The following is a 12,543-nucleotide window of genomic DNA, read 5'->3' as shown; positions in this document are numbered from 1 at the left end:
GGCCAGAGGCCCATGGCCTTCCGTAGGCACAAGCAGTCCGCAGGGACTGCTTGTGTCCGACTCYAGTTCGCCAAGCCGGCCCGCGCTGGCGATGTGCTTTCGGCTTGATGCCGAAAGCATCGCCGTCCCCTCGGGGGCTGAGGCCGGACACGGCAAGTCCTGTGGACTTGTCGTGCCTGCCGAAGAGCAGCCGCTCTGTCGGCTGCGCGGTCTGCAAGACCGGCCAGACGCCCCGCGTGCAGCGGTGGGCGACTGGACGAGGGGCAAACCGTGAGGATGACTCAAGACAGGAGGGCGCGGCGGGGCTAAGCTCAAACCAGTGCCAACGCATGAGTGGCCAGCGAGGAGACAGCCATGAAGTTTCGCGCCCTGATCGTGGTGCTGGCCCTGACGGCGGCCGGCCTGAGTGGCTGTGCCGTCGAACCCGTGGCCCCGCCGCGCGCCGACGTCTTTCTCGACGCCGCCTTCAAGCCGGCCAGCATGCAGATCGACCCCGAGGCGGCGCTGCGGCTCAGCCCGGCGATGAAGCACTTTGCCGAGACCGAGATGGCGGCCGAGATCCGCAAGAAGGGCGTGCGCGACGGGCTCATCGACGCCCTCTACACCAAGGGTCGCCTGCAGCTCGACTACGACAGCGAGATCACCCGCACCGCCGCCGAGGCCTTTGACGCACGGCGCGGCAACTGCATGTCGCTGGTGATGATGACGGCCGCCTTTGCTCGCCACCTGAAGCTGCCGGTGCGCCTGAACAGCGTCTACCTCGAAGAAGCCTGGACGCGCAACAACGGCATCTTCTTCGTGGCCGGCCACGTCAATATCAGCCTGGGTCGGCCGCAGAGTGCGGCGGGGCGCGTGACCATGTTCGGCGAGCCCGACCTGCTGACCATCGACTTCCTGCCGCCCCAGGAAGTTCACCGCCACCGCAGCCGCGCCGTCGAGGAGACCACCATCCTCGCCATGTTCATGAACAACCGGGCCGCCGAGGCGCTGATGCAGGGCCAGGTGGACGACGCCTACTGGTGGGCGCGCGCCGCCATCCAGATGGACTCGCGCTGGCTGGCCGCTTACAACACGCTGGCCGTGCTCTACCGCCGCAAGGGCTTGTACGCCCCGGCAGAGAACGCGCTGCGCCTGGTGCTGGACCGCGAGCCGCTGAACGTGCAGGCCATGTCCAACCTCGTGCTCGTGCTCAGCGACCTCGGCCGGCGCGAGGAGGCCCAGGTCTGGTCCAACCAGCTCGCGCAGATCCAGCCCGTGCCGCCCTACAAGTTCTTCGACGAAGGCGTGGCCGCCATGAAGGTGGGCGAGTTTGCCGAGGCCCGTCAGCTCTTCCGCAAGGAGGTGGCGCGCGCCGCCTATGTGCCGGAGTTCCACTTCTGGCTGGCCCTGGCCAGCTACGGCCTGGGCGATCTGCCGGGCGCACGCGGCGAGATCGCCAAGGCGCTGGAGAACAGCGCCACCGTGCAGGACCGCCAGATGTACGGCGCCAAGCTGGCCTGGCTGAACGAGTTGCGCGAGCAGCAGCAACAGCAGCGGCGCCGGGACCCGCTGTCGCAGCGGGCAGGGTCTTAGATCGGCTAGAGCGGCGGGAGCGGCCGTGCCGGGTTAGATCGGCGGGAGCCCGTGCCGGGCTCGTGCCCGCGCGCAGGCGTCATCGCCAATGCCCATGGGCGCGCGCTCGCCGAACTCCCGGCACGGTGACGGCCGCCATTCGTGGATGCCGCAGCTCGCCWTCACGCCCACCTTGCCGCTGAGGGCGGCGCAGCGCGGCTGGGCGTGGTCGGTGCCGCGCAGGCGCATCAGGCGGCCGGTCAGCTCCACGGCCAGCCCGTCGGGCACGCGACCGCCTTCGCTTTCCAACTCGCTGCGGTCGAAATCGACGCGAAAACTCGCGCAGCAGGCGCCGCAGCTCAGGCAGGGGTTGTCACTCATCACGGCAGTGTAGGCAGCGGTGAGACACTGGTTTGACATCGCTTCCGAGCACCACATGCGCGCCACCCTCATCGCCTCCCTGCTCTTGTGCATTGGCTCGGCCCAGGCCGCCGACCTGACCGTCACCGTGCTGGACCGCAGCGGCAAGCCGCTGGCCGACGCGGTTGTCCTCGTCGACAGCAGCGCGCAGGGCGCCCGTCCGGCTGCGGTCATGGAGGCCAGCGTGGCGCAGGAGAAGCTGCGCTTCGTGCCTGCCGTTACCGTCGTCGGCCTGGGAGCCAAGGTCAGCTTCAGCAACCTCGACACCTGGGACCATCACGTCATCCTCGGCGTCATGGGCGCCGGTGGCGTCTTCGTGGACCCGGGGCAGAACACCCAGTTCCGCCTCGCCGGCCGCGTCGGCAACCGCGCGCCGGCCGGCGACAGCAAGCTGCTGACCCACCCCGGCCCCTACCTGCTCGCCTGCCACATCCACAGCTCCATGCGCGGCCATGTCTATGTGGCCGACACGCCCTGGGCCAAGCTGGGCGGTGAGGACGGCAAGGCCCAGCTGCAAGGTCTGCCCGAGGGCGCGGCGCGCGTGCGCATCTGGCACCCGGACCAGATCATCGACGGCACGCCCACGGCGGTGCAGATCGCCGCCGGTGGCAACGCCGTGACGGTCACGACGCAGATCGTGGCGGCCCGCAAGAAGCGCGCGGCGCCGGCGGCCGACAACAACTATCCGGGCCTCTGACCCGCTTCAGCGAGCGAAGGGGTTCGCCGTCGCGAACCACAGGCCGATGCCGGTCGCGATGATGAAGGCGCCATCCGTCACGCCGACGGCCAGGAAGTACTTGGTCTGAAGCTCCGGCGCGATCTCCGGCTGGCGGGCGATGCCTTCCAGCAGCTTCATGCTCGCCAGGCCAATGCCCAGGCACGAGCCAAACGCGGGGATGCCGATCAGCAGGGCGACGGCGAGGGGCAGCGAATCGAAGGCAGGCATGTCGTGGACTCCTTGTGTTGATGCCAAGCAGTCTGCGCGGTAGGCCGCACGCCGTCGATGACCTCTCAGGTCATGAACCCGCAGCAGGCTCCCGCACCACCGTCACCGTGCAGTCCGACTCCGCCACCACCTGGCTCGACACGCTGCCCAGGTAGCGCCGCAGTGTCGACGCGCCGCGCGCGCCCATGACGATGTGGTCCACACCGTTGCGGCGCGCGAAATCCACCAGCGCGTCGGCCACGTCGGGAGCCTCCAGCACATGGAAGGTCAGCCGGCCGTCCGCCAGGTTCAAGGCCTTGCTGATCGGGTGGGCCCAGTGCTTGAGGGCGATGAGCTGCTTCACGTGCAGGCTCTGGCCGTGCTGGTCGGTCAGCTCGTCGATGCCGATGCGGTTGATCTTCATGACCGCTACGCAGGCCAGGCGCGCGCCGGCTTCGGTCTGCACGATGCGGCGGACGGTCTCGCACAGCTGCGCCCGCAACTCGGGCGTGCCGCGGTCCACCTCGACCGCCGCCATGACGATGGGGCTGCGCGTCAGTTGCTCGCCACCCGGTGCGACCGGCGTGGGCTCGGAGCCGAGGGCGAAGAACCAGCGCTTGAGGCGCAGCATGGCGCCGCTGACACGCAGCTTCTCGGCGCGTGCCGTCAGCACCACGCCGCTGGGCTCGCGCAGGTCCAGCGCGAGCTGGGCGGCGCTTTGATAGCGCTTCTCGGGCTTCACTTCCAGGCAGTGCAGGATGATTTCCTGCAACCACGGCGGCAGCTCGGGCCGGATGGCGCGCGGCGGTACCGGCTCGACGTAGAGGCGCCGGCGCAGGCCGCGCACCGAGTCCGGCTGGCCGAAGGGCCGCTCGCCGGTGGCCAGGTGGTAGAGCATCACGCCCAGCGCGAACAGGTCGCTGCGCGGGTCACTGCGCACGAACTGCACCTGCTCCGGGCTCATGTAAGGCCCCGTGCCCATGGGCAGCGTGAACTCTTCTTCCAACAGGTCGGGCAGCTGCTCGTGGCGGCTCAGGCCGAAGTCCACCAGCACCGCCGTGCCGTCGGGGCGGAACATGATGTTGCTGGGCTTGATGTCCAGGTGCACGACATGCTGGCGGTGCAGGGCCGCCAGCGCCGTGGCCACGCGGGCGCCGATGTGAGCGACCTCCTCGGGGGGCAGCGGCGCGTCGTCCAGCCGCGGGCGCAGCGTGTCGCCGGGGATGCGCTCCATGACGACGAAGGCCTGGCGCGTCCAGTCACCGCGCGCGACGAAGCGGGGCACATGAGGGCCGCTGAGCTGCGGCATCAGCATCTGCTCGACCTCGAAGCCGACGATGGTGGCCGGGTCCTCGCCGCCCTTGATGCGGGGGACCTTCATCAGCAGCTCGACGCCATCGTCGCTGCCATCCACGCGGCTCACGCGCCACAGGTTGGCCATGCCGCCCTGGTGCAGCCGCGCTTCCAGCCGGAAGCCGTCCAGCACCTGGCCCACCTCCAGCGGTGCGTGTGGGGTTGGGGGCGCAGTTGGGGCGGTCATTCGCCGACAGTGAGGCGGCGGGCCAGGCGCTCGACTATTGCCGCCGGCATGTCGGTCGCGCGCAGTGCAGCGCAGGCCGCCTCCACGTCGTAGGCCACGCGCTGGAAGGTGATGCGGGCGTCGTCGAGGTCGGACTTGGCCGGGTCCAGCAGCGCATAGCAGGCCGCCGGGTTGCCGTCGCGCGGCTGGCCGCAGGCGCCGGGGATGACCAGCCACTGGCGGTGGCCGGGCAGCGGCATGGGCACGCCGGCCAGCGGCTTGAAATCGCCCGCCTTGCCGGTGCCGGACAGGTGGTAGAGCATGGGCTCGTGCATGTGGCCGCAGACCTGGATGCGCGCGTTGCTGGCGTGCAGGCTCTTCACCGCCTCGGAGCGGCCCTGCACATAGTCCCAGCCACTGGGATCGAAGGCATTGGCGTGCACGAACAGGATCTGGCCGGGCTCGCCATGGGCTTGCAGCGGCAGCCGGGCGAGGAAGCGCAGTTGCTCCTCGCTCAGCTGCGAGCGCGTCCAGTCGACCACGGCGCGCGCGTCCGGGTGCATGCCGGGCATGCTGCCGTGGGCCACGGCCTCGTCGTGGTTGCCCTGCACGGCGATGGCGCCGTCGGTGGCCAGGGCCATGACCTGGTCGGCCACCCAGGCGGGGTCGCCGCCGTAGCCGACGAAGTCGCCCAGCAGTGCAAAACGGGTGGCGCCCTGGGCGCGGGCGTCGGCAAGAACGGCCTCGAAAGCCTGACGGTTGGCGTGAATGTCGGTGATGAAAGCCCAGCGCATAGGCCGACAGCTTGCCATGCCGCGCTGACGCGGCGCGGACAGTTCAGAAACCAGTCAAGTCGGCGCGTATTGCGGCGAGCGATTCGCGCAGCCCTTGCGCGGCCTCCGGGTCGCGCGAAGCCAGTGCCTGGGCCAGCCGGCGCAGCGGCTCGGCGGCGGGTTGGAAATCGGGGCTTTGGCGCAGCACGGCCAGCAGCGGCGGGCCGACGCGGGCCAGCATGATGGCCGGGTCGGCGCTGGGTTCGGTGCGGCGGCCCAGGTCCAGGTAGCTGTGGCGGGCCTGGGCGTAGGCATTCAGCCGCGGGGCCAGCTCGGGCGAGGACAGCAGCGAGGCCGTGTCGACGCTGACCTGGCCCAGCAGGTCCAGCAGGCGATCGCGTGGCGCGGAGTCGGGCGCATAGGTGATGCGCGGCGCGCGGTAGGCCACCCAGGGGCGGTCGTCGCTGTTGAGCGGCGCGTCGCCGGCCAGGCGGCGCAGTGCGGCGCTGTCGGCGACGAAGCTGCCCAGGATGGCGAAGTCGTCGGCCAGGCCGAACTGCGCGGCCATCTCGGGCCTGGCTGCGCCGGGTGCAAAGCGCGTGCCACCGGCGCGGCCGACCAGGCCCACCGTGGGCGTGTCCAGGCTGTTGCTGGCGAGCAGCGCAGTGCCGTCGGGGAAGGCCTGCAGGAAGGCCGCGGTGATGCTGCGCAGCGTATCCAGGTCCAGCTGGTGCAGTGGCAGCCATTGGCAGAACAGGCCCTGCGGCGCCAGGCGCTCGCGCACGGCCAGGAAATGCTCGACCGTGTAGAGCGCACCCGAGCCGCTGCGGGCGGGGTGGAAGTTGTCGGAGACGACGACGTCGTAGCGCTGCGTGGCCGTGCGCACATAACGGCGTGCGTCGGCGGTGTGCATCTGCGGCGAAGGCCCTTCACGCAAGGCTGGGCGGAACAGCGCCGAGGCTGCTATGACCTCGGGCAGCAGTTCGACAGCATCCACCTGCAAGCCCGGCAGGCGCGCCGCCACGCCCGACGTGACGCCCGAGCCGACGCCCAGGAAGAGCGCGCGCCTGGCCTCGCCGTGCAGCAGCAGCGGCAGCAGGGCCTGGCGGCCGTCGACGAGGACGGTGGCGCTGCTGCCCTCCTGCTGGCGGTTGTTGATGCGCAGGCGCGCGACGCCATCCGCGTCCTCGACGACGCTGACGGCGGCCATGCTGCCGTCGCGGTAGCTGAGCAGGCGGCCGCCTTCGGGCATGTCTATGAAAGCGAGCGGCGGCGCGAAGAGGGCCAGTGCCGCCGTGGCACCGACGGGCAACCACCAGGCCGGGTTGCGCCAGGCTGGCGTGATCAACAGATACCCCGCCGCGACCGCCAGCAGCGCCAGCTTGGGGCCCAGGGCCGAGGCCAGCGCCACGCCGAACAGCGGTGCCGCCGCCATCGCGCCCAGCGTGTTGACGCCCAGCGCGCGGCTGAAGGGGATGCCGGCCGCGGCGGCGTCCGCGCTGAGCTGGCAGAAGAGGGCGCCCATCAGCAGCGTGGGCAGCGCGAACGCGGCCAGTGCCAGTGCCGCCTCGGTGGCCAGGGCTGCGGCCAGCGTCTCGGGTTGCAGCGCCGCCTTGATCGCCTCGGCGCCCCACAGTGCGGCCATGCCGAGCAGGATGCTGACGGCCAGCGCCTGCAGCAGCCGGCTGGTGTCGCGCAGCCCGGGCCAGCGTGCAAATGCGGCAGCGCCGGCCGCACTGCCGGCGAGGTAGACGGCCAGCAGCAGCGCGAAGGTGTAGACCGTGTCCTCGGCCACCTGGCTGAGCACCCGCACGGCCAGCACCTCGTAGGCGATGCCAAGCAGGCCGGTCGCGCCCAGCATCCACAGCGGGCGGTTCGATGTGTTCGTGCCCAGCGCGGCCGCAGGCGCGGCTTGCAGAGCGAGGCCGGCCAGCAGCGCGCAGCCCAGGTTGAGCGCGACGCACAGCCCCGCGCTGCGCGTGAGGCCCAGTTCCGGGATCAACCAGAAGGCCGTGGCCAGCACGCCGGCCACGGCGCCCAGCGTGTTGGCGGCATAGAGCGGCGCGAGCCTGGCCGTGCCGAGCCGGGCCATGGCCGGCAGCGTGGCGCCCATCGCCGCCGTGGCCGGCAGCAGCAAGAGAAAGCTTGCGCCGAAGGCCACGCTCCAGTGCCAGGCGGGCGTTGCGTCCGGCCCGATCAGCGCCAGCGCAGCATTGCTGGCGGCAGGCATGGCGGCCATCAGCAGCGCACCCCACAGGCCGATGAGCGCCTCGCAGCCGGCATACCAACGCAGCGGCCGGTCGCTCGCCTCGATGCGCCGGCCTAGCAGCAACGCGCCCAGCGACAACCCGCCGAAGAAGGCGGCGACGACGGCCAGCACGGCGGCCGACTCGTGGCCCAGCACTAGGCCGAACTGCTGCGTCCAGATGACTTGATAGCCCAGGCCGGCAAAGCCGGACGCGGCCATCAGCGCCAGGGCCAGACCTCTCACGAGTTGAAGCTCAGCGTGTAGCCCCAGCTCTCCAGCCGCGTCGGGATGGCGTTGAAGGCCAGGCTGATGCGGCGGCCGCCGGCATTCGGCGGCACGGCGTGCATCAGATAGCTCGGAAAGAGCACGAGGTCGCCCGGCGCGGGCGAGGGGCTGACCCATTTCTCGGCGTTGTAGGCCCCCGTCGCGACGCCCGCATGGTCGTTCTTGATGGCGAAATCATGGCCGCCGGGCGACTTCATGAAGACGGTGCGCGCCGAGTCGTGCGTCTCGGTCAGGTAGACCACGCCCGACGCAAAGCTGTTGGCATGGTTGTGCATGGCCTGTCGCCCGCCGGTGTCCAGCACGTTGACCCACATCTCCTTGATGGCCCAGCCGAGCTGCTCGCCGAACAGCAGGCGGCCGAACTCGGCGATCTTGGGCGTGACGAGGGCGGCCGCCTGCACCAGCAGCGGGCTGTCGGCCGGCTGCAGCATGCGCGTGTGCGACAGCGCGTCGGAGCTGTTGTTGGCCTGCAGCGCCTGGCTGGTGAAGTGGTCCACCAGCGCGTTGACGAGCGGCGCCGGCAGCACGCCCGGTGCGCGCAGCAGCGGGATCGGAAACAGCCCGACGACTTCATCCGTCATGCCAGCACCGCCGCCACGCGCAGCCACGACCAGTAGGCCGCCATGCCACCGATGCCATAGAGCAGCACCGTGCGCGCCCGCTGCGCCGCCGGCCAGCGCGCGCTGACGCGCCACAGGCACCAGCAGACGCCTACGGTCATCAGCTGCCCGATCTCGACGCCGACGTTGAAGGTCAGCAGCGCGACGAGCAAGTGGTTGTCGGGCAGGCCGATCTCCTTGAGCGCGCCGGCAAAGCCCAGGCCGTGCACGAGGCCGAACAGGAAGGCGACCAGCGCCGGCCAGCGCCGCGCGAGTGTGTCGCGCTTGTGCAGCGCCTCGCCGGCCACCAGCACGATGGACAGCGCGATGCTGGCCTCCACCGGCGCCGAGGGCAGCGTCAGCCAGCCCAGCGCGCTGCTGGCCAGCGTCAGGCTGTGCGCGGCGGTGAAGGCGGTGATGGTCCACACCAGCCGTTTGCGGAAGCCGACGAGGAAGAGCAGGCCGATGACGAAGAACAGGTGGTCGATGCCGCCGAGGATGTGCTCCACGCCCAGCAGCGCGTAGGCGCTGCCGATCTCGCCCATGCCGCGCGGGTCGTTGGCCGCACCGTAGAGCTGCACGGTCGGCTGGGCCTTGGTGAGGGTGTAGACGCGGCTTTCGCCGTCCTGCCAGATGACCTTGACGATGGTGGCCGAGTAGCGCTCGCCGACGCCCTTGATCGACATGGGGCCCGACAGGCCCTGCTCGCCGCAGCGCAGTACGTTGGCGTCGGCCGTGCAGCCTTGCGGCCAGACGGGGGTCAGGTCCTGGGCGATGGGCCGCTTCTCGCCGGCACCCCATTGCCAGATGAATTCGCCGCGCCGCATCTCGCGCAGGTTCAGCTCGGCCATGCTCATCTCGTGGGCCAGGGTGGGCAGGGCAGCGGCGGCCAGCGCGAGCAGCAGCACTGCGCGCAGCCAGATGACGAGGCACCTCATGGCGCGGACGCCTCGACCTTGATGTTGTACTTCTTGGCCAACTGGGCAACGGCGGCGCTGCGCTGTTCGGCCAGCGTCGCGTCGGTCCAGTCCTGCTGCACGACGCCGCGCAGCGCTTCGAAGCTGGCGGGCTTGGCGGCGCTGACGCCGTCCAGCCGCACGGCATGCCAGCCGGCGCGCGACTGCAAGGCCAGCCACTGGCCGGACGGGCCCGGCGTGGCGGTCTCCAGCGCCTTGGCGAAGTCCTCGCCGTAGCTTTGCAGCAGGTTGCCGTGCGGCCGGCCCTTGAAGACACGCAGGCCGGCCTTGGCGTCGCCCGGCGTGCCGGTGTTGAGCATGTCGACGAAGGCGCGCACGGCGGCTTCGCTCGACTCACCGCCGAGCACGGCCTCCTGGAAGTCGAAGCGGGCCGGCTCGTCGTACTTGGCACGGCGCTTCTCGAACCAGGCGCGCAGCAGCTCGTCGGTGACGGGTGGCAGCTTGGTGCCGCCGTCGACGACGCTGAGCGCCTTGAAGATGACGCGCTCGCGGATGGCGGTGTCACCCTTGTCCAACTGCAGGGCCAGGCCCTCGCGGTAGAGCACCTCGTTGTCCAGCCAGACCTTGCGCAGCGCGGTCATCTCCTCCGCGTTGGGTGGATTGCCGCGCTGGGCCTTGAAGAGCTCGCGGGCTTCGGCGTCGACCTCGGCGCTGATGAGGATCTCGTTGGCCTGGCTCGCGCCGCGGTTGACGAGGCGGTCGACGCCGAACAGCAGGGCGCCCAGCAGCAGGAAGTGCAGCAGCGGTTCGCGGGTCCAGGTGGGCAGGGGGCGGCGGGAGCGGGTGGGCAGAGCCACGGGGGGCAGGGTGCTGGACATAGCCCGCCATGCTAGGCAAACAACAAGACAGAACGAAGACAGCGGCGGGCCTTTCAGCCACGCCGCTGTCGATGTCAAGGCAACTCGCGCCGCCTTGATGCCTTGCTTGACGCCTTACTTCACGCCGGCGACGGCGATGGAGTTCGCCACTTCGACATAGATCGGGTTGCTGTAGAACCAGAGGTCGGCCCAGGCGGCGATGTCATACGACACGGCCTTCTGGCCGGCGATGGGGTTGCTCGCGCCGGTGGCGGTGGCCAGGTGGGCCGGGCAGCCGTCGATGGTGCCGGTGCTGAACGTCGCGCCTGCGGCCGGCTGGTTGGTGGCCAGGACCGTGCAGGGGATGCGCAGCATGGCCGTGTTGCCGGCGTTGGTGAAGATGTCGGCCAGCGGGTTGCCGTTGGCGTCCGTCTCGTAGGGCACGGAGGCGGGCAGGTTGCTGCCGCGCAGACGCACGTACTGCGATGCCTGGACGGCCGGGATGCGGAAGCTCATCTTCAGGAAGACGGTGTTGTCCACGCCCGACTGCACCTGGGTCCATGCCGAGCTGCCGTTGCCGCTGAAGGTCTTCAGGATGGCAGAAGACGTGTTCTTGGCAGCGGCCGGCACGGCGGCCAGGCCGGTGGTTTCGCCGGTGGTCGTCAGCCAGGCCGTGTTGCGCGGCCATTCGCCCGCGTAGCCGGCCGAGCCCGGTGCCTTGTAGCCCGTGACCATGCCGCGGATCACGTCGACGTGATCCAGCACCGGCTTGTTCAGCGCCTGGTTGACGCCGATCTGGGCCAGCGACGGGTTGGCGAAGCTGTAGGGCGCGAAGTTGGCGCCGTCCGGGTCACGCAGCACGACGGCGACGACGATCTCGGCACCCGGGCGGACGGCGAGCTTCTCGCCCATCGTCGCGCARCCAGCCTTGTCGATGTCGGTGCTGTTGGTGGCCGCGGCGATGGCCAGGGCTTCGACCGAGGCGTTGGTACGGGCACCGACGCCGGGGTAGGACGCGCAGGCGACGAAGGCCAGGCGGTCGATCAGCTGGCCGGAGGCCGCCCAGGCGTTGCCGGTGCGCAGGCCGTCGACGATGGTCTGCGGGCGCAGCTTGTCGGCGCCATTGCGAACCATCGTGTGGGTGCGCTGGTATTCGCCGGGGTAGAAGTCCTGCGTCGAGCGGCGGTCATCCGGGCCGAACTGGCCGCGGTTGTGCCAGTCGGAGCTGGCGAAGAACCACCAGTTGCGGCCTTCGCCCAGCAGTGCGTCCCACACGCCGCCCACTTGCGCCGCATAGACGCCGGTGCCGCCGTAGGTTGTGCCGCCGACGGAGTCGACCAGGCCGACGCTGCCGCCAAAGTTGTTGCGGTTGACCTGGTATTCGCCACGGTTGGCCGAGGCGCCATGGCCGGGCTGCGACTCGAAGCCGAAGGCGACGTTGGGCGCGGCGTTGTTGAAGTTGCGCAGGTGCTCGATGTTGAAGCCGTTGTTGCCGTTGACGTTGAACGGGCCGGCGCGCTCCAGGTGGGCGGGCACGTAGTAGCTGCCCTGGCCGTGGAAATTGGCCATCCACTTCAGCGCTTCGACGGTCTTCAGGTGGCCCTTGTCGCCGGTGCCCGTGCCGCCAGGCTGCACGAGCTTCTTGGCGGCGTCGGTCCAGCCCAGCGCGGCGGACGTGGAGTCGGCGCTGGCGGGGTTGGCGCAATTCCAGTTGTTGCCGATGGCCGAGCCGGTCACATTGCCGCGGCTGGTGTCGGTGTCGCCACGGTCGAAGCAGTAGGACCACTGGGCCAGCGCGTTGGCGTCGCCCAGGGCGGTGTAGCCTGGGGTCGTCGGCATCGTGGCGTTGTCGAGCGACGCCGGCATCTGGCCGGTGATCACGGACATCGAGCTGTGCTCGTGGCCGGCAACGACCGACTCCAGGCCGAGGAACAGCGGCAGGTTCTTGGAGGCCGCGAGGTACTCGACGACCTGGTACTGGTATTCCTGCAGGGACTGCCAGCGCCACATATTGCCGTTGCCGCCCACGCCGCCGCCGTTGCCCTTCAGGTTGGCCGCGCCGATGCTGTTGGCCCAGGTCGTCGTCGGGCCCTTGCCGGCGACGAAGGGATAGGCGGGCGTGGACAGCGAGGCGTCCTCGACCAGCGTGCAATTGCGGTTGCCGTTGCCGCCGTGGCCGGCTTGAACGAACCAGTCCAGGCCCCAGGGCGAGTCGGCCGTCTTGTCGGTGACCTTCTTCACCAGCTTCTGCATCGAGATCGAGCCGTCCGAGCAGGTGGTGTGGTTGTGGAAGTCGCCCGACACGTATTTGCCGGCGGTTTTGCCGGCAGCGGTGGCGAGGTTGGGCGCAATGATGGCGGCGCTGCCGAGTGCGGCGACGGCGGCCAGGGCGATCTGGCTCTTGGTGAAGAAGTGAGTCATGGAAGCGGCTCCGGGGAGTGGCAAATGG

Annotated in this window: 11 protein-coding genes; 2 read left to right on the top strand and 9 right to left on the bottom strand. The window is 70.3% G+C overall.

What is annotated here, in order from left to right; translation table 11 throughout:
* Positions 1–354: 354 nt before the first annotated feature.
* Entirely contained in the window at positions 355–1,572 is a 1,218-nt protein-coding gene (locus ACXRVZ_RS14940; RefSeq protein ID WP_457427070.1) for a tetratricopeptide repeat protein, read from the top strand.
* Positions 1,573–1,605: 33 nt separating this feature from the next.
* Here the strand turns inward: ACXRVZ_RS14940 and ACXRVZ_RS14935 are convergent, their stop codons facing one another.
* Positions 1,606–1,932 carry a YkgJ family cysteine cluster protein gene (locus ACXRVZ_RS14935; RefSeq protein WP_458232539.1) on the bottom strand — a complete coding sequence of 109 codons (327 nt, stop codon included), beginning with the start codon at positions 1,930–1,932 and terminating at the stop codon, positions 1,606–1,608.
* 55 nt (positions 1,933–1,987) lie between these two features.
* Here ACXRVZ_RS14935 and ACXRVZ_RS14930 point away from each other — a divergent pair, with 55 nt between their 5' ends.
* Complete coding sequence (locus ACXRVZ_RS14930) at positions 1,988–2,668, top strand: plastocyanin (protein WP_457427066.1); 681 nt, start codon at positions 1,988–1,990, stop codon at positions 2,666–2,668.
* Between the two features lie 6 nt (positions 2,669–2,674).
* Here the strand turns inward: ACXRVZ_RS14930 and atpE are convergent, their stop codons facing one another.
* The 8 genes from atpE to ACXRVZ_RS14890 form a co-directional block, all read right to left on the bottom strand.
* A complete protein-coding gene (gene atpE, locus ACXRVZ_RS14925; protein WP_457427064.1) occupies positions 2,675–2,917 on the bottom strand; it encodes a F0F1 ATP synthase subunit C in 243 nt (80 codons plus the stop codon).
* 70 nt (positions 2,918–2,987) lie between these two features.
* Positions 2,988–4,436 carry a protein kinase domain-containing protein gene (locus ACXRVZ_RS14920; protein WP_458232538.1) on the bottom strand — a complete coding sequence of 483 codons (1,449 nt, stop codon included), beginning with the start codon at positions 4,434–4,436 and terminating at the stop codon, positions 2,988–2,990.
* Complete coding sequence (locus ACXRVZ_RS14915) at positions 4,433–5,209, bottom strand: metallophosphoesterase family protein (protein ID WP_457427060.1); 777 nt, start codon at positions 5,207–5,209, stop codon at positions 4,433–4,435. The genes ACXRVZ_RS14920 and ACXRVZ_RS14915 overlap by 4 nt, the downstream gene beginning before the upstream one ends.
* Positions 5,210–5,252: 43 nt before the next feature.
* Positions 5,253–7,679 (bottom strand): spermine/spermidine synthase domain-containing protein, encoded by a 2,427-nt coding sequence (locus ACXRVZ_RS14910; protein WP_457427058.1) that lies wholly within the window; start codon positions 7,677–7,679, stop codon positions 5,253–5,255.
* Positions 7,676–8,302 carry a putative 2OG-Fe(II) oxygenase gene (locus tag ACXRVZ_RS14905; RefSeq protein WP_457427057.1) on the bottom strand — a complete coding sequence of 209 codons (627 nt, stop codon included), beginning with the start codon at positions 8,300–8,302 and terminating at the stop codon, positions 7,676–7,678. The genes ACXRVZ_RS14910 and ACXRVZ_RS14905 overlap by 4 nt, the downstream gene beginning before the upstream one ends.
* Positions 8,299–9,258, bottom strand: coding sequence for a HupE/UreJ family protein (locus ACXRVZ_RS14900; protein ID WP_457427055.1), 960 nt, complete (start codon positions 9,256–9,258; stop codon positions 8,299–8,301). Before ACXRVZ_RS14900 ends, ACXRVZ_RS14905 begins: the two co-directional genes overlap by 4 nt.
* Positions 9,255–10,094, bottom strand: a complete 840-nt coding sequence (locus tag ACXRVZ_RS14895; RefSeq protein ID WP_458232537.1) for a peptidylprolyl isomerase — start codon at positions 10,092–10,094, stop codon at positions 9,255–9,257. Before ACXRVZ_RS14895 ends, ACXRVZ_RS14900 begins: the two co-directional genes overlap by 4 nt.
* A gap of 135 nt (positions 10,095–10,229) precedes the next feature.
* Positions 10,230–12,515 carry a hypothetical protein gene (locus ACXRVZ_RS14890; protein WP_458232541.1) on the bottom strand — a complete coding sequence of 762 codons (2,286 nt, stop codon included), beginning with the start codon at positions 12,513–12,515 and terminating at the stop codon, positions 10,230–10,232.
* Positions 12,516–12,543 lie beyond the last annotated feature (28 nt).

Source organism: Roseateles sp. P5_E8 (genome assembly GCF_054177665.1).
Note: the sequence above shows the minus strand (reverse complement) of the source record. Positions and strands in the feature narration are given on the sequence as shown.